The following is a 21,499-nucleotide window of genomic DNA, read 5'->3' as shown; positions in this document are numbered from 1 at the left end:
AGTATGAAAAAAATAATAATAGCAGCATTAGCAGTTGTAAGCATGTCTTTTGCTGTAAATGCTCAAATAGATAGAAGTGTACAACCAAAGCCAGGGCCAGCTCCTAAAATTAAGTTAGGGAAAGCCGAAAAGTTCAAATTAAACAATGGTTTACAAGTAATTATGGTTGAAAACCATAAATTACCAAGGGTTTCTGCTTCATTAACAATTGATAACCCTATTTATTTAGAAGGTGATAAAACAGGTGTTTCTCAGGTTATGGGAGACATGCTAGGTAACGGCACAACAAATATGCCTAAAGATGAGTTTAATGAAAGGGTTGATTACCTTGGAGCAAATGTTTCTTTTAGAAGCAATGGAGCCTCAGTAAGATCATTAACAAAGTATTTTGGAGAGGTTTTAGGCTTAATGGCTGACGGGGTTAAAAACCCTAAATTTACACAAGAAGAATTCGATAAAGTAATTGAACGTACTTTAGAAGGAATTAAATCTAACGAAAAAAGTGTAGAAGCTGTTGCTAGAAGGGTTGAAGATGCTTTAGTATATGGTAAAAATCATCCGTATGGCGAGTTCATAACTAAAGAAAGTATTAAAAATATTACACTACAAGATGCAAAAAACAATTATAACACCTACTACAAGCCAAATAACGCATACCTTGTAATAGTTGGAGATATTAACCCTACTGAGACTAAAAAATTAGTTAAGAATTTATTCAGCGATTGGAAAAAAGGAACCATACCTACCACTAGCTACAATGTACCTACCAATGTTGAAACTACTGAAATTAATTTTATAAACATGCCAAATGCAGTACAATCTCAAGTAGCTGTAATTAACACAGTTGATTTAACATTAGGTGATAAAGATTATTACGCAGCTCTATTAGCAAATAATATTTTAGGAGGCGGTGGTACTGCACGTTTATTCATGAACTTACGTGAAGATAAAGGCTATACATACGGGTCTTATTCGAATCTTTCACAAGATAAAAATAAAAATGCTGGTGTTTTTAAAGCAAGTGCAGCTGTAAGAAATATAGTTACAGATAGTGCTGTTGTAGAAATTCAAAAAGAAATTAATAAAATTCGTTATCAAAAAGTAACACCTGAAGAATTAAAAAATTCAAAAGCTGAATATATAGGTAGTTTTGTACGTAATGTTCAAAAACCATCTGTAGCAGCGAATTTTGCATTAAATATTGCTCGTTATAATTTGCCAAACAATTTTTATGAAAAATATTTAGAAAATATCAACTCTGTTACTTTAGACGATGTACAAAACGCAGCAATTAAACATTTCAGAGGAGATAAAGCTCGTATAATTATTACAGGTAAAGGAATTGATGTTTTAAAGAACTTAGAAAAAACATCAGAATATAAAATAAATTATTTTGATGCGTATGCTAACCCTACTAAAAAACCTGAAATGAGCTTACCTATTCCTGAAGGAACTACAGCAAGTTCAGTTATTAACAATTACTTTAAGGCTATTGGAGGATTAGATAAAGTAGGAAACGTGAATTCTTTAATGATTTCTTCTGAAGCAAAAGTTCAAGGAATGCAATTAAGTTTAGTCCAAAAAAGCGCTACTCCTAATAAATCTTCTGTAGTTGTTTCTATGATGGGCAACGTAATGCAAAAAGTAATTTTTGACGGAACTAAAGGATATCAAGAAGTTCAAGGTCAGAAAAAAGAAATGACAGGTGAAGATTTAGAAGAAGTTAAAAACACTGCTGCTCCTTTTGCTGACAAAGCTTATAAAACAGGCACTTTGGACAGAATTGAGCCTATAGACGGAAACAATGCTTATGTGATTAAACATGGTAAAAAAGAAATCTTTTATGATGTAAAATCTGGGTTAAAGGTTAAAGAGGTTAAAACCGCTAAAGGACCACAAGGAGAAATGAAAGTACCTGTTGTTTTTTCAGATTACAAAGAAGTAAATGGAATTAAATTCCCTCATAAAATGATTCAAAAGAATGGACCAATGACTTTTGAGTTCATCACGAAAGAAATTAAAATTAATGAAGGGGTTTCTGACGCTGATTTTAAATAATAGTTAGACTTAACTATAAAAACTAAAAAAAGAGCCAAAATATAATATTTTGGCTCTTTTTATTTAAGTCATTTTTAAAATTATCTTGCTTTATTTACCAACCAAACTCCAAGCAGAATAATTCCTCCCGCTAACAACTGAATTAAACTTAATTTTTCTCCATCAATAATTCCCCACATTACAGCAACTGCTGGAATTAAATATGTTACAGAAGCTGCAAAAACAGGAGATGATAAATGCACCATTTTATTAAATAACACTTTTGCTACTCCTGTACCTACAACAGCTAATATTGCTACATAACCCAATGCAGAAGTTGTTTCTGCTGTTATTGCAAAAGTTGAAAAAAAGCCAGAAAACGCTAAAACGATAAATGCTGGAACAGTAAGCACTACAAAATGTCCAACTGTTATTGCTAAAGCATCCAAATCAAATAAGTATTTTTTTATTGTATTAACGTTAAAAGCATAACCTATTGACGCAACTACTACTAATAATGCATACCAGTAATTTTGGTTAGGATTTAACTCTGCTCCTTTTAAAATTAAAATTAAAGTACCTATTAAGCCTATTAAAATTCCAACTAATTGTTTCTTTTTAAAAGAAAACCCAAAAACTAATGCTCCAAAAACAAAAGTGTTAAAAGGGGTAAGCGAATTTAAAATAGCAGCTATTGAGCTATCTATTCCCTGTATTGCAAATGCGAATAGAAATACAGGAAAAAAAGTTCCTAAACCAGCCGTAATTATCACATACTTCCAGTGTTTTTTTTGAATTCTTTTTAAACTCTTAAACCCAACTAACAATAAAAAAAATGCTGTAATTAACATTCGTAAAGCACCTACCTGAATTGGAGTTAATCCTATCAAGGCTTTTTTCATTAAAATAAAAGAACTTCCCCAAACTAGCGAAAGCACAATTAAAAACAACCATTTTTGTTGTTGATTATTCATTTTCAATAATTTTAAGCACAAAAGTCGTTTATTTCTATTTTTAATTTTGATTTTATTGATAAATTTGCTGAATAACTCAATAAATAAAAATGATGAAAATTCAGAAAATACTATTTGCTTTAGTTATCGTAAGTTTTTTAGCTGTTGGATGTAAAAATGAAGCTAAAAAAGAGGAGGTTACTCAAGAACAAAAAACTGAAATTGCTGCTAATGCTAAAGAACTTTCTTTAAGTATTTCAGGAATGACTTGTGAAATAGGATGTGCTAGAAAAATAGCTTCTGACTTAAGTAAGAAAGAAGGCGTTTTAGAAGCAAACGTTGTTTTTAATGATAGTATTGCAACTATTAAATATGATGCTAACAAAACAAACAAAACTAATTTAATTGCTTTTGTTGAAGGAATTGGTAGCGGTGACATGTACAAGGCTTCAGAGATTACAAAAAAAGAAGAAGAATAACCTTGCTACATCTTAATTTAGCGTAAATAAGATTCAATTTAAACAATATCGAAAGCTCCTTAATAAGGAGCTTTTTTTATGCCTTTTAAGTATCTTTGCTAAAACTTTTCGTCAGATGAAGAAACATTTTCCTCTCATTGTAAAAATCTCGTTGATTGCTGTATATGTTATTTTTCTAGCCGGTTCTGTTGTTCGTATGACAGGTTCAGGAATGGGGTGTCCTGATTGGCCAAAATGTTTCGGGTATTACATCCCACCAACTTCTGAAGAAGAAATTACTTGGCAACCTAATTACGAGTACAAAAAAGGAATGATCATCGTAAAAGATGAAGCGTTATTTGTCGCTGGTCATAACATAAAAACCACTGATGAATTTAACGCTAACAACTGGGAAAAGTACACCAAACACGATTACGCTAAGTTTAATAAATTTCATACTTGGACGGAATATATTAACCGATTGAGTTCTGCTCTGGCGGGTATTCCTTTTCTATTTTTAATTTTTGTTTCTGTTAAATTTTGGAAAGAAAGCAAACAAATAACTCTTTTATCTTTCGGAGCTTTCTTTTTAATGTTGTTTGAAGCTTGGTTAGGAAAAACTGTTGTAGACTCAAACCTAAAACCAACAATTATCACCATTCATATGGTTGGTGGTTTAGTTATTGTTGCTTTGTTATTATGGTTGCTTTACATCGTTTCTGATCGAAAAAAAACACCCTCCAAATACAATTCAGTATTTAGTAAGTTGGTAATTCTTTCAGCTATATTTTCATTAATTCAAATTGCTTTAGGAACTCAGGTTCGCCAATTTATTGACGAACAAGTAAAACTACATGGGTTTGAAAACAAACATTATAGCTTGATGGATCCGAACATTAAATTTTACATCCATCGTTCATTTACTATAGCTATTGTATTGGTAAATCTTGGATTATTCTACTTAAATCAAATAAAAAATTTAGGATATAAACTAGTAAATTGGATAGTTTTCTTAATCTTTTTAGAAACGATTACAGGTATTTTAATGTACTATGCAGAATTCCCTTTAGGAACACAAGCTGTGCACTTATTATCAGGTGCTATTTTATTCGGATTACAATTTTATTTATGGCTACAATCTAGGAAAGTAACGATTCAATAGCTTAATCTTTCCATTCCAACGTCTCCATCATATGAATCATATCTTTTTTAATATATTCAACTGCTGGTAAAATAGAATCGTAATTTGGTTTGGTATAAAAGAATAAAGACCCTTTTAAAAAGTGTTTAGAGCTATCTGTTGCGTGAAACTGCACTTGTGATGCAGCATTCCCTAAAATTTGGTATAAACTTCCGTAAACTTTTGTATTTGGATTTGCATATTCTACTGGAGCAGTAATTTGATCTGCTTTAATAGCATGTTCAAATACTAGTTTTTCAGATTCTATTAATAACTCTCTTAAATTTCCTTCAATAGGGCGATATGTGATATCTACCGATGCTTTTAAACTTGGATACTCAATTTTTATCCAGCCTTTCGGTAAATCTTTGGTTTGAGCTATTTGAGCTATTTCAAACGCATATGGTTTATTTAAATTTTCTTTTTTATAAACCTTATCAGGATACTCTAAACTTAGATAACCTTTTGGCTTAGGTAAGGTTTCCTCACCACAACTTATTAAAAATATTGCTGATATCAGCAAAGAGAGTTTACGCATTTCGGGTAACTTTTACTTGTTTTATACGTTTTTTAGCCAACGCTTCAATAGTAAACGTATAATTACTAAAGTTTATTTTTTCACCTTTTTTTGGAAATTTACCTGAGACTTCTAAAATAAAACCTGCTATAGTTTCACTTTCTCCTTTAGCCTCTTCAAATTTTTCCTCATCTTCATCTTCTAAGACACGGCAAAAATCTTTAATAGTTATTTTTCCTTCAAAAATATAATTATTTTCATCAAGTTTCGAGTAAGTGAGGTCTTCATCGTCAAATTCATCATTGATATCACCTACTATTTCTTCTATTACATCTTCTAATGTTACAATTCCGCTTGTACCACCGTACTCATCGACTACAATTGCCAAATGTTTTTTCTTTTCTTGAAACTCTACTAGCAAATCATCTAGTTTTTTATTTTCTGGCACAAAAAATGGTTCTCTCAACAACTTTTGCCACTTAAACGTTTTCTTACTCAAGTGCTCTAATAAATCTTTAGCATATAAAACTCCAGTAATATTATCAATACTTTCATGATATACTGGATTTCTTGAATATCCGTTTTTTAAAATAGTTTGTAACACCTCTTCGTAACTAGTATCATCTGCTATTGCACACACATCTGTTCGAGGCTTCATAATTTGTACCGTTTCAGTATTCCCAAAACTTACAATCCCTTCTAAAATCTTTTGTTCTTCTTTAGTCGTTGCGTCATCAGATGTTAACTCCAATGCTTGTGACAAACGCTCTACAGAAAGGTTATTATTCTTATTGCCAAGCTTGTTTTCAACAACACTTGTTAATCTAATAAGCGGTAAACTTAAAGGTGTAAGTAAAGTGTTTAATGCTAAAATAGGTTTTGACATAAACTCTGCAAACTGTAATGATTTTCTACTAGCATATACTTTAGGTAACACTTCACCAAATAATAAAATTAAGAAAGTAACAAGAATCACTTCTACCAAAAACCTCAAAACATCTGATAAACCAATAAAAAACACTCTACCAATACTTGCAAAGAGTAATACAATAAGAATATTAATAAAGTTATTTGTTATTAAAATGGTCCCTAATAACTTTTTAGGATCTTGAAGCAGTTTTACTACAGTGTTTTCTTCTTTGGAATTCGCTGATAACTCATCTAATTCTGTTTGCGAAATTGAAAAGAAAGCAACTTCAGTTCCTGAAACTAATGCAGAACAAATCAATAATAAAAGTAACAACAAACAGTTGATAGCAGTCAACCAATCAAAACTTGATAATACTAAAAGTAAAGGTTCGGGTTCTGGGTCCAATTTTTAAAATTTAATTAAACTAAAACGGTAAATCATCATCTTCTTCATTACCTACATTTGGTGGTGTATGATTAGGAGCTCCTTGAGTAGGCACCACATTTGGTTGTGCATTGTTTGGATCTTTTTTCGTTGATAAAAACGTCATGTCTTGTACATGAATTTCGGTTGTATACCTTTTTTGTCCATCAACTTCATACTGTCGTGTTTTTATACGCCCTTCACAATACACTCGATCTCCTTTAGTTAAGTATTTTTCACAAATTTCTGCTAGTTTATTACGTACAACTACATTATGCCATTCAACATTTGTTATTCTTTCTCCTGTTTGTCGGTTGGTGTAGGTTTCATTGGTTGCTAAAGGAAATCGCCCTATTGAGTTTCCTCCTTCAAAATAATGCATTTTTACCTCATCACCTAAATGCCCTATTAAAATGACTTTATTTATTGTTCCTGCCATAGCATTATAATTTTGCGTAAAATCAAATATACAAATTTTAAGATTCTTTGCTTAAATATTCCTCTAAAAACTTATCAATTAACACTGGTACTGGATATTTTTTTACTACAGCCCAATCCATCGTTTGTTCATTAACTTTCCTAGTTTTTATTATCCAAAACTTAGTAATTAAGTGTTGATGCGATAGTTTATGAATAATATCTTCAGTATTAAAAAGAGAAATTGTAGTTTCTTCTGGGAAAAGCATTGTAAACTGTTTATTTTTCACTAATTCTTCTTCGCTTGTTTTCTTTTGTGTCTCCACTAAAGGAAATTGATACAATCCTTGCCATATACCTTTACCCTTTCGTTCTTCTAAAACAGTTTCATTTTCTTCTGTTATTGGAACCAAATAATTAAAATATCTTTTTTTAATTTTTGTTTTTTTCTCTTTTACTGGAAGCTCTTTTATTTGATTTTTTGCTAAAGCCACACAGCCATTAGCTAATGGACATTTATTACACAGAGGATTTTGAGGTTTACAATGCATCGCTCCAAAATCCATTATAGCTTGATTATACACATCCGGTTGTGAGGTATCAATAAGTGTTTGCGCCAACTCCTTAAACTCTTTAATTCCCTTAGTTGAATTTATTGGGGTACTTATGCCGAAATAACGAGAAAGAACTCTGTACACATTACCATCAACAACAGCAACTGGTTCTTTAAAGCAAATGGAAGCAATAGCTGAAGCCGTATAATCTCCCACGCCTTTTAACTTAATCAACTCTTTGTACGAACTAGGAAACATACCTTTTAATTCATTTGCCACGAATTTAGCTGTAAAATGTAAATTTCTCGCCCTAGAGTAGTAACCTAAACCTTGCCATAATTTTAACACTTCACTTTCATCTGCTTTTGCTAAATCAAACACTGTTGGAAATGCCTTTGTAAACTTTAAGTAATAAGGCAAACCTTGTTCTACTCTGGTTTGTTGTAGCATTATTTCACTCAACCAAATAAAATAAGGATTCTTTGTCTCTCTCCAAGGAAGACTCCTTTTATTCTCACCATACCAACAAATCAATTTAAAAACCAAAAAAAAAAACACTATTTAAATTAAAAAAAACACAACAAACAAAAACACAATTACATTATAACCACTTAAAACAACAAAAAACAAACAAAAACATAATTTAGTTAGTTTTTTTTTACAAAAAAGTAGGGTAAAAATACTTTAAACTGTTATTACTTCTGATAATGAAGGGGAAAATTTATTTTTTTCCGGGTACTAATTTAAATAATTTAATTAATGAAATCTAAATTCATGCTAACACTATTTATAGTGTTACTTGGGCGAATAACATACGCTCAAGAAAAAAGTATTTCTGGTACAATTTCCGACACAACTGGACCTCTTCCTGGTGTTACTGTTTTAATTAAAAACACAACCAAAGGAACAGAAACAGATTTTGATGGAAATTATACCATTAGAGTAAATCAAGGAGATGTACTTGTTTTCAGTTTTATTGGAAAAAAGACTACTGAAGTAAAAGTACTAAACCAATCCGTAATTAATTTAGTATTAGAAGATGACGCTAACATTCTTAATGAAGTAGAAGTTATCGCTACTGGTTACGACAAAATAAACAAAAAAACCTTTACGGGTTCCGCCGTCTCTGTAGGGATAGATGATCTTAAATTAGATGGAGTTGTAGATGTAACTCGCATGTTAGAAGGTAGAGTTGCAGGGGTTAACATTCAAAACCTTTCAGGAACATTCGGTACTGCTCCAAACATTACCATTAGAGGGTCTTCTTCTATTTTTGGAAACAACACACCTTTGTATGTAATTGATGGTGTGGTACAAGAAGATGTTATTGAACAAAACCTAGATCAATTAACATCTGGTGACCCTTCAACCTTAATCAGCTCATCTATAGCAGGTATAAATGCCAATGATATTAAAAAAATAGATATTTTAAAAGATGCTTCAGCTACATCTATTTATGGTGCTAGAGCAAGAAATGGTGTAGTAGTAATAACTACTAAGTCTGGTAGAAAAGATTCTCCTTTAAAACTTAATTATAACCTAGAACAAACAATACGCGACATACCTTCGTATAATAATTTTGATTTATTAAACTCTAAAGAAAGTATGGCTATTTTTAGAGAAAATGAAAGTAGGGGGTTTTTCCAATTACCTAGCGTTTCTAGAGGCAGATATGGTGGTGTTTATTATATTAGAGCTACTGCTTTAGATAATTACAATGAATCTACTGGAATGTTTGAACTAGGAAATACTCCTGAAGCTAGAGAAGCTTTTTTACGTAAGTATGAGCTAGCTAATACTGACTGGTTTAAAACATTATTTAGAAATAGCTCTTTAATGCAGAACCACTCTTTAAGTCTTTCTGGTGGTAGTGAAAGTAATTCTTACTATGCTTCTGTGAGTCTTTTGCATGATCCGGGATGGACGATTGCTGACAAGGTAACTCGTTTTACAACTAACTTAAAAAATACGTTCTATTTTTCTGATAAGTTTAATGCTACTCTTGCTGTTAACGCATCCATAAGAAAACAAAAAGCACCAGGTACATTCAGCAGAGAATCAGATCCAGTAACAGGAGACATATCTCGTGAATTTGATATCAACCCTTTTAGTTACGCTCTTAATACCTCCAGAACATTAAGACCATATAACGATACTGGAGGTTATGAGTATTATAGAAACAACTGGGCTGACTTTAATATATTAGAAGAGTTAGCTAACAACTCTATTGACATCAACCAAAGAGATATTCGATTCCAATTAGATGCATCTTATAAAATAACAGACAACATCACTTACGATTTTAATGGTGCTGGTCGTTTTGTTAATACCGTAAGAGAACATAACGTTAGAGAAAATTCAAATGTTGTAAGAGCTTATAATGCTGATTCTTCAACTGTTTTAAGAGATGATAATATATTCTTATATCAAGACCCTACAGATCCTGATGCTTTACCTGTTGCGGTTTTACCAAACGGTGGTATCTATTTTAAAAACGACGACTACTTAACGACTTTTTATGCTAGAAATAGTTTTAAGTACGACAATACGTTTAATGAAAAACATAATTTTAATGCATTGTTAGGTCAAGAGATAAGATTTGTAAATAGAAATTCAGACAGGTTTACAGGATATGGATTACAATACGACAATGGTTTAACAGCATTCACAGACCCTAGAATTCTTGAAAAACTGATAAATGGAGGCGAAGCTTATTTTGGATTAACTAAAGAAAGAGAAAGAACAGTAGCTTTCTTTGGTAAGGCAACTTATTCTTATGACGATAAATATGTTTTCTCTTTAACAGGAAGATATGACGGGTCTAACAGACAAGGGCGCAGTAGTAGCTCAAGGTGGTTACCAACAGGAACTGTTAGTGCTAAATGGAACGCTAGTAAAGAGTCTTTCTTAGAAAACTCTAACACTTTTAGTAACTTACAGTTTAGAACTTCATATGGTTTAGTGGCAACTCCTGGTAACGCAACAAATGCATTAGCTATATTTACAAGTCAAATAGCAGACAGACTTTTACCAGCAGATAGAGAAAACTTCTTAAATATAACTGCATTACAAAATTCTGAGTTAACATGGGAAAAGCAATATGAATTAAACTTTGGTGTCGACTTAGGCTTATTCAACAATAGAGTTAATTTAATAACAGATGTTTACAAAAGAGATATATTTGATAATATTGATTTTGTAAGAACTTCTGGTATCGGTGGGCAATTTATAAAACAAGGAAATAACGCAGATGTTGAAACTTATGGTATAGAATTTACTTTAGACACTAAAAACATAGTAACAGATAACTTTACATGGTCTTCTAACATTAATTTCTCATATTTTGATCAAGAAATTACAAAATTAGACAATACACCTATTGCCTTTGATTTAGTAGATCAAACTGGAGGTAATGTTGTAGGGTACCCTATCAACTCAATGTTTTCTTTTCAATTTGCAGGTTTAAATAACGAAGGATTACCACAGTTTATAAATAAAGATGGTGAAGTAGCTTCTGTTTTAGACTTTCAAAACAACGAAAACTTAACTGACTACTTAAAACACGAAGGTTCCGTAAACCCTAATATATCAGTTGGTTTTTCTAACAATTTCACTTACAAAAACTGGGATTTAGGAGTATTGATAACTGGTAGCGGAGGAAATAAAGTAAGGTTAAACCCTGTATTTAGCTCTACTTATTCTGATACAAGCATTTTTTCTAAGAGCCATGTAAACAGATGGCTTAACCCTGGAGATGAGAATATAACCAACATCCCTGTATTACCAGACCCTTCTGCTTTTCAAAGAAACTCAAACTTAAGAACGGTTTATAATGCTTACAACTATTCTACTGAGCGAGTAGCAGATGGGGATTTTTTACGTATGAAAAACATTTCATTAGGATATAAGTTTAATAATGAACTAGTTGAAAAACTAGGCCTTTCACATTTAAAAGTTAAATTTCAAGGAACAAACTTGTTTTTATTATACTCTGACTCTAAACTTAACGGTCAAGATCCAGAATTCTATCAAACAGGTGGAGTTGCATTACCAATTACTAGGCAATATACTTTTTCATTAAATTTAGGATTTTAACAAAATAATAGTATGATTAAAAATAAAATAAACAAAGTTATACTATATGCTACATTAGCCTTTACTTTTGTAGGATGTAGTGAATACTTATCTGAATTACCAGATAACAGAACATTAATTGATTCTCCTGATAAAGTTTCTCAATTAATTACAGCAGCATATCCAGATCAAGATTATGCACTAATGGCAGAAATAATGTCTGACAATGCTGATGATAAAGGTAATGTTTCAAATGTTGAACAATTAGATCTACAACTATATCAATGGCAAGACTCTAATTTAGAAGAAAGAGGCTCTCCTGTTAACTATTGGAATTCTTGTTATGAAGCAATTTCACAAGCAAACCAAGCATTAGCTTCTATTGAAGAATTAAAAAATAAGTTTGACTTAAATGCTCAAAAAGGTGAAGCTTTAATTGCTAGAGCTTATGCTCATTTTATGTTAGTTAATTTTTGGGCAAAACACTATGATGCTAATACAGCTTCTACCGACCTAGGAATTCCTTACGTATTAGAACCTGAAACTGTTCTTTTTAAAACCTACAAAAGAAATACAGTTCAAGAAGTATACGATCTTATTGAGAAAGATTTAATTAAAGGACTTTCAATGGTTGGTGATAATTATAACTCTCCTAAGTTTCATTTCACTAAAGATGCTGCTAATGCCTTTGCTGCTAGATTTTATTTATACAAAGGTCAATGGGATAAAGTAATTGAGCATGCAGATAAAGTAGTTACCAATCCTGTTTCTGAAGCTAGAAATATGGTTGCTTATGGAAATATGAATTTAACAGGAATAAGAATGTTATATAATAGTGTTGACGAGCCTGCCAATTTATTAATCATTTCTACAAACTCAATATGGGCAAGAAGACATAGATCTTCACGATTTGGGTTATCGGTAGACAAAATAAGACCTCAATTATTTACAGGATCATCAAACCCATTTAAAAAGAATTGGGCTTATGACACATATAGATCTAACCAGTACACTTATTTTACTCCAAAATATAACGAATATTTCAAGTATACAAATGAAAGTGCTGGTATCGGCTTACCTTATTTAGCACAAACAATGTTTGATAAAGACGAAGTGATACTAAATAGAGCAGAAGCATCTGTTATGTTAGAAAATTATAATGAAGCCTTAAATTACTTAAACGCTTACATAGGAAACAAAACAGAAACCTATGATCCTAAAACCGATATACTAACAGAAAGCTTAATTCAATCAGAATATCCTGTTATTGCTAATGAGTACACACCAGCTTATGGCTTAAATGATAAGCAAACCTCTTTCATTAAAGCTATAGCTGAGTTTAAAAGAAGACAGTTTTACCACGAAGGCTTCCGTTGGTTCGATGTAAGACGTTTTAACCTAAGTATTACACACGAACTAGATAATGGTTCAAATGTTGTGCTTGAAAAACAGGATTTAAGAAAACAATTACAAATACCTTTAACAGCTCAAAACGGAGGTTTACAGCAAAATCCAAGATAAAACAAACAGTATGAAAAAAATAAACAAATTATTATTAGGTATTGGCGTGCTGGGATTAATTTGCTCATCATGCACAACAAAGGAGGAAGATTTAGGTTCAAGTAATATAAATATCTCTACACCTGTACTGAATGAAACCGACAAGTGGTTACGAGATAATTATACTACACCCTATAACATAGAGGTTTCTTACAAATGGGGACCAGGGAAAGTTGATTTAAACAGATATTTACACCCACCAAAGATAGAGAATGTTAGACCTGCAATGGAGGCTATTAAAGCAGTTTGGGTTGAACCTTACTCACAATTAGGAGGTGAAAACTTTATTAAAAATATAGCACCTAGAGAAATTCTTTTAGTGGGTGGACAAAACATAAACCCAGGTGGAGCAACTTCTGTTTTAGGTTTAGCCGAAAGTGGAATGCGAATCGTGTTTTTTGAAGTAGATAATCAAGACTATAAAAACAAAGATCAATTAATACAATTCATTGGAACAATTCAACATGAATATATACATATTTTAAACCAAAGAATTCCCTTTGATGAGATAGCTTATAGAAACATTACTCCGTCTGATTACACAGGGCAATGGTTCGAGATATCTGATGCTGAGGCTAGAGAATTAGGGTTTATTTCTGCTTATGCAAGAGCAAACGAACATGAAGATTTTGCTGAAATGATAAACGCTATGCTATCTTCAAACAAAGCAGATTATGATGCAAAAGTAAACGGTATTACAAGCACTAAAGCAAAAGAAGATATCAGAAAAAAGGAAGCTATTGTAGTTAAATACTACAAAGATAATTTTAATATAGACTTGTATGAACTACAAGAGTTAGTAGCAAAAAATGTTGATGAATTCACTAAATAATTAAAATGATAAAAAAACATATAACTAAAATACGTGTGCTTTTGGCTTTATTTACTCTATCTCTTTTTATTACATCTTGTAATGAAAATAAAGAAGAGGAGTTATTTAATCAATCGCCAACCGAACGTATGAATCAAAGAGAGAAAGAATTAAGAGATTTACTTCTTTCTTCAGAACACGGATGGAAAACAGTATACTTTACTGATAATAATAACCTAGGAGGATATACTTTCTTATTTGATTTTTTAGATGAATCTAGAGTTAGAACAATAGGTAACTTTAATAATAATATTTCACCAGTTGAAAGTGAATATACCATAGGTTTAAACACTACAACAACTTTAATTTTCACAACAAAAAGTGAACTTCATGAATTATCAGATTCTGGTAACTCAGCTCCATTGCCTAATTTTGGCGGTAGTGGATATAAAGGTGATTTTAACTTTATGTACTACGGTGTTGAAAACGATGAAATTGTTTTTAGAACTTCTAGAGATTTTGTTGAGGTGAGATTTAAAAAAGCTACAGCAGAAGATTGGACAGATTTTCAAAAGTACCAAGACATGAAAGATTTCCTTAATAGTTCTTCTGGTCATTTAGCTTATGAAAATAATGGAACTGTTCACAATTTTTCTTATATCGGAAACGATGAAATAAGGTTTGCTACAAACCTTGAAGGTAATTCTTCGTTGAACTTCGGAGTAGGCTTCACGTCTAGTGGCATCGAAATTTCACCGGCGATTGATGTTAACGGAACAAAATATTCTGAGTTTACATTAAATGAAACGGAAAATAAATACACTTCGGCTGATGGAAACCTTTCTATTTCTATAGTGTCTAGTCCTATCGACATGACTGTTACTTGGACTACAGCTGCTAGACCTGCATTTAGTAATCAAGAATTTATTGATACTTTTAACACAGTAAAACCTATCCACGACTCGTTATTTCCATCTTTCCCTTTAAATGACATATATCTTCTTGGTGAAGGTGAGATTACATTTTTAATAGGCTCTACTTCTGGTGTACATGGCATGTCTTTTTCTGGTGTCTTAGGCAATAAAGATTTATTAGCTATAGGTAAATTAGCCCCTGGTAGAAACTGGAGTTTACTACCACATTTAAATCCTCTAGTTGATTTATTAGTGAATAAATCTCCTTATAAAGTGCAGTTAATAAACCCTGATACTGCCATTTTAACAAGTGATGGCGACCCTAACTTTGTGTTTACAATAGTTAAATAAAAGCTTGTTCTCATTAAACTTACCCAAAAAACAATTGTTTTTTGGGTTTTTTATTCTTATTTTTTCCGGAATGAATTAATTATCATATATTTGCACCCTCAATTTTTTAAAAGAAAACAAACAAAATATATTTATAATGACAAAAGCAGATATCGTATCTAAGATTTCAGATAAGAGCGGAATTGAAAAAGCAGATGTTTTAGCCACTGTTGAAGCATTTATGGAAGAGGTAAAAGATGCATTAGAGAATGGTGACAATGTATATTTAAGAGGTTTTGGTAGCTTCATTATTAAAACTAGAGCAGAAAAAACTGGTAGAAACATTTCTAAAAATACAACTATCAAAATTCCTGCACACAACATACCTGCTTTTAAGCCTTCTAAAGTATTTACCGAAGGGGTAAAAACAAAAGTAGCTGTAAAATAATTAAAAAAGTATTAACCCAAAACCTTCAATAAAAGGTTTTACAAAACATTTTAACTATGCCAAGTGGTAAAAAAAGAAAGAGAGCTAAAATCTCTACACACAAAAGAAAGAAAAGAGCAAGAGCAAATCGCCATAAGAAAAAGTAAGCAGTAGCTTACTTTTTCGTTGCTTTTATAAATTACGTTCATTGACATTAAGGTTTTAACACCTTAAATGGTATAAACAACATACCTGTTTACAAATTTTAATCCGTCTTCGTAAAAATTTACGATGGCACAAAACCATATTCAGAATGAAAACAGAATTAATAATTCGTTCCAATTCTTCTGATATTGATTTCGCCTTACTTAGAGATGGTAAACTTATTGAGTTAAACAAAGAAACGAGCGATCATAATTTTTCAGTCGGTGATATTTTCCTTGCTAAAATAGGAAAGGTAATGACTGGTTTAAATGCCGCTTTTGTAAATGTTGGTTATCCTAAAGATGGTTTTTTACACTATCACGATTTAGGTCCACAAGTACAATCTTTAAATAAATTCATTAAAAAAGTAAGCACAGGTAATTACAAAGAATTCACTTTAAAAAACTTTCGTTTTGAAGAAGACATCAATAAAGACGGAAGTATTAACGATGTACTAAAATCAGGTCAAAATTTATTAGTACAAATTGTAAAAGAACCAATATCTACCAAAGGTCCGCGTATTAGTTCGGAACTTTCTATTGCAGGTAGGTTTTTAGTTTTAGTTCCTTTTTCTAACCGCATATCGGTATCACAGAAAATAGCAGATCCGAAAGAAAAGGAACGTTTAAAAAAATTAGCAAAAAGTATCAGACCAAAAGGGTTTGGACTTATTTTACGTACTGTTGCCGAAGGTAAAAAGGTAGCAGAACTTGACAAAGATTTACAAAACTCACTTGATAGATGGAAAACTATGTGCAAACGCATAGCTAATAATAATACTCCTACAAAAATATTAAGTGAATTAAACAGAGCATCTTCTATTTTAAGAGATGTTATGAACGATTCTTTTACAAGTATTGTAACCAACGATGAAACCTTAAAAGTTGAAATTAAAGAGTACTTACAGGAAATATATCCTGAAAAGGAAAATATTGTAAGACATCATCGTTCTGATGTTCCTATTTTTGAAAAATATGGCATTGAACGACAAATTAAAACATCGTTTGGAAAAACAGTTTCAATGAGTAAAGGAGCTTATTTAGTTATTGAGCATACAGAAGCTTTACATGTTATAGATGTGAATAGTGGTAATCGCTCTAACAAATCCTTAAACCAAGAAGAAACTGCTTTAGAAGTCAATTTAATTGCTGCCAGTGAAATAGCTCGTCAATTACAGTTACGAGACATGGGTGGAATTATTGTTGTTGACTTTATTGATATGAAGTCTGCAGAAAATAGACAAAAACTATATCAACATTTAAAAGATGCAATGTCTTTAGACCGTACTAAACATAAAATTTTACCTCCAAGTAAGTTTGGCTTAGTACAAATTACAAGACAACGTGTACGACCTGAATTAGAAATAAAAACACGTGAACCAAACCCTAATAAAAATGGAGAAGTTGAAGCTCCTATTGTTTTATTAGATAAAATAGAATCAGAATTAGAACGTATACTTAATAGCGGCAAAAAATATAAAGAAATCACATTAAATGTGCATCCGTTTATAGCTGCCTATTTAACAAAAGGCGTTAATTCAATTCGTTTTAAATGGTTTATTCAACACAAAAAGTGGATTAAAATATTACCTCGAGATGCTTACCAATACTTACAGTATAAGTTTTATTTGAAAAAAAACAAAAAAAGTAAGTAAGGCAATCTTATTATGAAATAAAAATCCCATATCGTTTTGATATGGGATTTTTTTATTTTTAGAACCAAAAACCTAAATTAAACAACCAATAATGATCTGAATGATCAGGAGACCATGTGTATTTTAATTCTATAGGACCTAAAAATGTTTCTACACTGTACCCTATAGCATATCCTGATTTGGTGTTTTTAAACAAATCTCCATCCTCAAATATATCTTCTTCAACACGAGCATAATTTGCTATAAACATTGCATAATGTTTTTTATAAACCTCATAGCGTAAGTTAAATTCAGATCTTAAATAAGACTGATTGTTTAGCCCACCTGTATCGTATCCATACATTGGAATAAAATTATTAATATAATTTTGATTATATCCGCCCAAACGATAGTCAAATATTTCAAACGATTTTTTTCCGAGCGTATATCCTGCTTGTGAAGTATATTGAAATGTCAATTTATCATAAAAAGTAGTTGCAAACCCCAACGTACCACCCAATTGTGAAAACTGATGGAAAGGTTCACTACCTTGTATTAATTCATCCAGTCTATTATCTCTATCAGACCATATAAACCACTTAAAACCTATATCTGCATAAAACCCTTTTGTTGGAAACATCTCTTTGTTATAGGTGTCTAATTTTAAAAAAGCGAAAGTGTTTATATAATTGCTTTTATCAAAAAAATCTTCTTTTCCTTCAGTAGAAATGTTTTTTGTTCTTGCATTAATGTTTTTATGTTCTGTTCCTACACCTATTGCAAACTTTTTATCAAATGTTGTTTGCAAATATAAAGAGGTTGAAAAATCTCTATACTTTCCATTTATAATCCCTTTATTATATAAAAAATCACTATTAAAAGTATTATACCTTGTTCTTATTCCATAACTTGGAGATAAGCCATTATCAATGAAATACTCTAAATTATACCTTATTTTATCACCAACTCCTACATCTAATGAAAGTTCATCATTCTGGAAAAGCAGCTTTTTATGATTATAATTAAGTAGTACTGCTGATTTGTATAGTAAATCATAATGTAAACCTAGTCTTAAAAAAGATTGTATTTTTTCTTCCTTTACAGTTATCTCTAATTTTTTTCCTTGAAAAGATTTTTCAAAATGATAATCTATTCTTTTAAAGTTTTTTGAAGCTGTTAATGTGTTTATTTTTTTAGAAATTTCTTTGTAAGACACACTATCTCCTTCACGTAGCTGTAGCTTTCCTAAAATATAATTATTAGTATAGTTTTTATTACCCTTTATAATAATTCTATCAACTAAAAACCTTTTTCTTTTTGGTGATATTTTTAGTCTTCTATTCTTTTTAGTTTGCATCTTAGCAATACTATCAAAAACCACTCTATACATTTTAGCTGTTTTTTCTCCTTCTTCTAAAATTTCTTTCTTAGCATCAAACGAAATAACACTGTAGTCAATTACATTTGGTTTTATGTAAACGTCTAACAATTCAACCTGTTGGTCTGATTTCTGATACATTTGAAAATTAATTATTTGCATTAACAGAGAGGCCACAGAAGTTAATTCTTCTCTTTTCAATAATTCTCCTTGTACACTAACTCCAATAATTATATCAACGCCTTTCTTTTTCATTACATCAACAGGAAAGTTATTAACTACACCGCCATCAACCAATAATTTATTGTCTATATCTACTGGATTTAACAACGAAGGAAAAGCAGCACTTGCTCTTAAAGCCAACGGTAATGAACCATTCTCTAACACTTCTTCTTCACCTGTTTCTATATTTGTTCCTATACAATAAAAAGGTATTGGTAGTTTAGAAAAATCTGTAATATCATCAACTGGCGCTAATAACTCTGTTAAAAAATTCAACACGTTTTGCCCTTTTGACAAACCCAAAGGCAAGCCTAAACTTCCTTTTTTTATAGGTAACGAAACAGCATATTTTTCTCCATGTTCTTTATTAAAAAAAGGCTTTTGTCTTCTAGAAACTTTATCTTGTAATAAATCTATAAAATTAGTTTCTAAGACAGCCTCTTCTATTTGTTTGGCTGTATAACCAGAAGCATATAAGCCTCCTACTATAGACCCCATACTTGTACCACCTATATAATCTATTTGTACACCTGCTTTTTCAAGCTCTTTTAAAATCCCTATGTGCGCAATCCCTTTTGCACCTCCACCACTTAATACCAGTCCTACTTTAGGTTGGTTTTGCGCCAACATAAATGTTGGCAGCAGTAATAAAATTAATAACTTTTTCATTCCCCTTTTTTATGATAGTGTTTGTATATTTTTTGAGCCCTAGCATTCCCAACCACTTCTTTTAATTCTTCAAAAGTAGCTGATTTTACTCTTTTAGCTGATTTAAACTTACGTAGTAAGTTTGTAATAGTTTGCTTTCCTACATCTGGAATTTGCTCTAATTCTGATTGTATAGCACTTTTACTTCTTTTGTTTCTATGGAAAGTAATTCCAAAACGGTGAGCTTCGTTACGTAGGTACTGAATTATTTTAAGTGTTTCTGATTTTTTATCTAGATATAGCGGAATAGGGTCTCCAGGGTAAAAAATTTCTTCTAATCTTTTTGCAATACCAATTATAGCTATTTTACCCCTTAAACCTAAAGCATCTAAACTCTTTAAGGCTGAAGATAACTGTCCTTTACCTCCATCAATCACTATTAACTGTGGTAGTGGTTGATTTTCATCTAATAATCGTTTATATCTTCGATATACGACTTCTTCCATAGAAGCAAAATCATCAGGGCCTTCAACTGTTTTGATATTAAAATGACGATAGTCTTTTTTACTCGGCTTTCCATCTTTAAAAACCACACACGCAGCAACAGGGTTTGTTCCTTGTATGTTTGAGTTATCAAAACATTCAATATGACGTGGTTCTTTTCTTAGTCTTAAATCTTTTTGCATTTGTGCCATGATTCTTTTTACATGACGATCAGGGTCTACAATCTTTATTTGCTTAAACTGTTCTTGACGATAAAACTTTGCATTACGTTCAGACAATTCAACAATACGCTTTTTGTCTCCTAATTTAGGTATGGTTACTTTAATATCTTTACCAACATTTACTTTAAAAGGAACAAAAATTTCTCTTGATAACGAGTTAAATCGTTGACGAGTTTCAATAATAAACAACTCTAAAAGTTCTTTATCTGTCTCTTCTAGTTTTTTCTTAATTTCTGTGGTATAGGATTGTACAATTGAACCGTTCATTATCTTGAAAAAGTTTGCATATCCATGCGACTCGTCAGAAATAATAGAAAACACATCTACATTATTAATTGATGGATTTACTATAGTTGATTTAGCTTGATAGTTTTGTAAAGAAGCTAACTTTTCTTTGATTTTTTGTGCTTCTTCAAATCGCATATCTGCAGCTAAATCAAACATTATTTTTTCAAACTGCTGTAAACTTTCTTTAAAATTTCCTTTTATGATATTTCGAATTGCTCTAATGTCCTCTAAATAATACTCTTCACTTTGGTATGCTTCACAAGGGCCTTTACAATTACCTAAATGATATTCTAAACAAACTTTATACTTATCAGCATCAATCTTTTCTTGACTTAAATCATAATTACAAGTGCGTAGCGGATATAGTTCTTTAATCAAGTCTAACAATGCATATACAGTTCGTACATTAGTATAAGGTCCAAAATACTCCGATCCATCTTTAACAACTCTTCTTGTAGAAAATATACGAGGAAATCGCTCTTTCTTTATACAAATCCACGGATATGTTTTATCATCTTTTAACAAAACATTGTATCTAGGTTTATACTTCTTTATAAGATTATTTTCAAGAAGTAGCGCATCTGTTTCAGTATCAACCACCACATGCTCTATTCTAACAATTTTTTTTACTAGAACTCGTGTTTTACCATTCTCATGATTTTTAGTAAAGTACGATGAAACTCGTTTCTTTAAATTCTTCGCTTTTCCAACATAAATAATTGTATCATCTTTATCAAAATATTGATAAACTCCTGGTGAGTTCGGTAGTGTTTGTACTTGAAGTTCGAGTGATGTTGGCATACTACGAAAATACGATTTTTTACCCTTTTAAAAGG

The 21,499-nt window shown here is 31.2% G+C and carries 16 protein-coding genes; 9 read left to right on the top strand and 7 right to left on the bottom strand.

What is annotated here, in order from left to right; translation table 11 throughout:
* Positions 1-3: 3 nt before the first annotated feature.
* The gene (locus NH341_RS02575) at positions 4-2,058 is read left to right on the top strand and encodes an insulinase family protein (protein ID WP_159611117.1); all 2,055 of its coding nucleotides are present in this window, start codon (positions 4-6) and stop codon (positions 2,056-2,058) included.
* An 80-nt stretch (positions 2,059-2,138) separates the two neighbouring features.
* On the opposite strand, the gene NH341_RS02570 is transcribed toward NH341_RS02575, so the two are convergent.
* Complete coding sequence (locus tag NH341_RS02570) at positions 2,139-3,011, bottom strand: DMT family transporter (RefSeq protein WP_047787979.1); 873 nt, start codon at positions 3,009-3,011, stop codon at positions 2,139-2,141.
* Between the two features lie 89 nt (positions 3,012-3,100).
* On the opposite strand from NH341_RS02570, the gene NH341_RS02565 reads away from it, so the two are divergent.
* Positions 3,101-3,469, top strand: a complete 369-nt coding sequence (locus tag NH341_RS02565; RefSeq protein ID WP_231128367.1) for a cation transporter — start codon at positions 3,101-3,103, stop codon at positions 3,467-3,469.
* Positions 3,470-3,584: 115 nt separating this feature from the next.
* On the top strand, positions 3,585-4,610 hold the full coding sequence (locus tag NH341_RS02560; RefSeq protein ID WP_159611118.1) for a heme A synthase: 1,026 nt from the start codon (positions 3,585-3,587) through the stop codon (positions 4,608-4,610).
* Position 4,611: 1 nt separating this feature from the next.
* Here NH341_RS02560 and gldD read toward each other — a convergent pair whose 3' ends face one another.
* The 4 genes from gldD to mutY are packed head-to-tail and all read right to left on the bottom strand — an operon-like array spanning position 4,612 to position 7,995.
* A complete protein-coding gene (gldD, locus tag NH341_RS02555; protein ID WP_073182305.1) occupies positions 4,612-5,166 on the bottom strand; it encodes a gliding motility lipoprotein GldD in 555 nt (184 codons plus the stop codon).
* On the bottom strand, positions 5,159-6,460 hold the full coding sequence (gldE, locus tag NH341_RS02550) for a gliding motility-associated protein GldE (RefSeq protein ID WP_173358996.1): 1,302 nt from the start codon (positions 6,458-6,460) through the stop codon (positions 5,159-5,161). Before gldE ends, gldD begins: the two co-directional genes overlap by 8 nt.
* Before the next feature lie 19 nt (positions 6,461-6,479).
* Positions 6,480-6,917, bottom strand: a complete 438-nt coding sequence (locus NH341_RS02545; protein ID WP_047787984.1) for a single-stranded DNA-binding protein — start codon at positions 6,915-6,917, stop codon at positions 6,480-6,482.
* A 37-nt stretch (positions 6,918-6,954) separates the two neighbouring features.
* Entirely contained in the window at positions 6,955-7,995 is a 1,041-nt protein-coding gene (gene mutY / locus NH341_RS02540) for an A/G-specific adenine glycosylase (RefSeq protein WP_159611119.1), read from the bottom strand.
* 213 nt (positions 7,996-8,208) lie between these two features.
* On the opposite strand from mutY, the gene NH341_RS02535 reads away from it, so the two are divergent.
* The 6 genes from NH341_RS02535 to NH341_RS02510 all read left to right on the top strand — a co-directional run bounded on the left by NH341_RS02535 (position 8,209) and on the right by NH341_RS02510 (position 17,423).
* Entirely contained in the window at positions 8,209-11,544 is a 3,336-nt protein-coding gene (locus tag NH341_RS02535; RefSeq protein WP_159611120.1) for a SusC/RagA family TonB-linked outer membrane protein, read from the top strand.
* Positions 11,545-11,556: 12 nt separating this feature from the next.
* Positions 11,557-13,044 (top strand): RagB/SusD family nutrient uptake outer membrane protein, encoded by a 1,488-nt coding sequence (locus NH341_RS02530; protein ID WP_159611121.1) that lies wholly within the window; start codon positions 11,557-11,559, stop codon positions 13,042-13,044.
* 10 nt (positions 13,045-13,054) lie between these two features.
* Positions 13,055-13,915, top strand: a complete 861-nt coding sequence (locus tag NH341_RS02525; RefSeq protein WP_073182310.1) for a substrate import-associated zinc metallohydrolase lipoprotein — start codon at positions 13,055-13,057, stop codon at positions 13,913-13,915.
* Positions 13,916-13,920: 5 nt separating this feature from the next.
* Complete coding sequence (locus NH341_RS02520; protein ID WP_239178273.1) at positions 13,921-15,159, top strand: DUF4302 domain-containing protein; 1,239 nt, start codon at positions 13,921-13,923, stop codon at positions 15,157-15,159.
* A gap of 136 nt (positions 15,160-15,295) precedes the next feature.
* The gene (locus NH341_RS02515; protein ID WP_047787990.1) at positions 15,296-15,586 is read left to right on the top strand and encodes an HU family DNA-binding protein; all 291 of its coding nucleotides are present in this window, start codon (positions 15,296-15,298) and stop codon (positions 15,584-15,586) included.
* A gap of 292 nt (positions 15,587-15,878) precedes the next feature.
* The gene (locus NH341_RS02510; RefSeq protein ID WP_047787991.1) at positions 15,879-17,423 is read left to right on the top strand and encodes a ribonuclease E/G; all 1,545 of its coding nucleotides are present in this window, start codon (positions 15,879-15,881) and stop codon (positions 17,421-17,423) included.
* Positions 17,424-17,481: 58 nt separating this feature from the next.
* On the opposite strand, the gene NH341_RS02505 is transcribed toward NH341_RS02510, so the two are convergent.
* The gene (locus tag NH341_RS02505) at positions 17,482-19,671 is read right to left on the bottom strand and encodes a patatin-like phospholipase family protein (protein WP_047787992.1); all 2,190 of its coding nucleotides are present in this window, start codon (positions 19,669-19,671) and stop codon (positions 17,482-17,484) included.
* Positions 19,668-21,464, bottom strand: coding sequence for an excinuclease ABC subunit UvrC (gene uvrC / locus NH341_RS02500; RefSeq protein WP_159611123.1), 1,797 nt, complete (start codon positions 21,462-21,464; stop codon positions 19,668-19,670). Before uvrC ends, NH341_RS02505 begins: the two co-directional genes overlap by 4 nt.
* Positions 21,465-21,499: the final 35 nt, after the last annotated feature.

Origin of the sequence: Tenacibaculum sp. XPcli2-G, assembly GCF_024124505.1 — a bacterium.
In the GTDB taxonomy this organism is placed as follows: domain Bacteria; phylum Bacteroidota; class Bacteroidia; order Flavobacteriales; family Flavobacteriaceae; genus Polaribacter; species Polaribacter mesophilus.
The sequence above is the reverse complement of the archived record's forward strand: the minus strand, read 5'-3'. Positions and strand labels throughout refer to the sequence as shown.

What these genes read in the sequence shown, in the direction of transcription:
- NH341_RS02525 (WP_073182310.1), top strand. Translation starts at nt 13,055, where the DNA reads ATGAAAAAAATAAACAAATTATTATTAGGTATTGGCGTGCTGGGATTA.
- NH341_RS02510 (WP_047787991.1), top strand. Translation starts at nt 15,879, where the DNA reads ATGAAAACAGAATTAATAATTCGTTCCAATTCTTCTGATATTGATTTC.
- NH341_RS02575 (WP_159611117.1), top strand. Translation starts at nt 4, where the DNA reads ATGAAAAAAATAATAATAGCAGCATTAGCAGTTGTAAGCATGTCTTTT.
- NH341_RS02565 (WP_231128367.1), top strand. Translation starts at nt 3,101, where the DNA reads ATGATGAAAATTCAGAAAATACTATTTGCTTTAGTTATCGTAAGTTTT.
- NH341_RS02530 (WP_159611121.1), top strand. Translation starts at nt 11,557, where the DNA reads ATGATTAAAAATAAAATAAACAAAGTTATACTATATGCTACATTAGCC.
- NH341_RS02535 (WP_159611120.1), top strand. Translation starts at nt 8,209, where the DNA reads ATGAAATCTAAATTCATGCTAACACTATTTATAGTGTTACTTGGGCGA.
- NH341_RS02515 (WP_047787990.1), top strand. Translation starts at nt 15,296, where the DNA reads ATGACAAAAGCAGATATCGTATCTAAGATTTCAGATAAGAGCGGAATT.
- uvrC (WP_159611123.1), bottom strand. Translation starts at nt 21,464, where the DNA reads ATGCCAACATCACTCGAACTTCAAGTACAAACACTACCGAACTCACCA.
- gldD (WP_073182305.1), bottom strand. Translation starts at nt 5,166, where the DNA reads ATGCGTAAACTCTCTTTGCTGATATCAGCAATATTTTTAATAAGTTGT.
- NH341_RS02570 (WP_047787979.1), bottom strand. Translation starts at nt 3,011, where the DNA reads ATGAATAATCAACAACAAAAATGGTTGTTTTTAATTGTGCTTTCGCTA.
- NH341_RS02520 (WP_239178273.1), top strand. Translation starts at nt 13,921, where the DNA reads ATGATAAAAAAACATATAACTAAAATACGTGTGCTTTTGGCTTTATTT.
- NH341_RS02505 (WP_047787992.1), bottom strand. Translation starts at nt 19,671, where the DNA reads ATGAAAAAGTTATTAATTTTATTACTGCTGCCAACATTTATGTTGGCG.
- NH341_RS02545 (WP_047787984.1), bottom strand. Translation starts at nt 6,917, where the DNA reads ATGGCAGGAACAATAAATAAAGTCATTTTAATAGGGCATTTAGGTGAT.
- NH341_RS02560 (WP_159611118.1), top strand. Translation starts at nt 3,585, where the DNA reads ATGAAGAAACATTTTCCTCTCATTGTAAAAATCTCGTTGATTGCTGTA.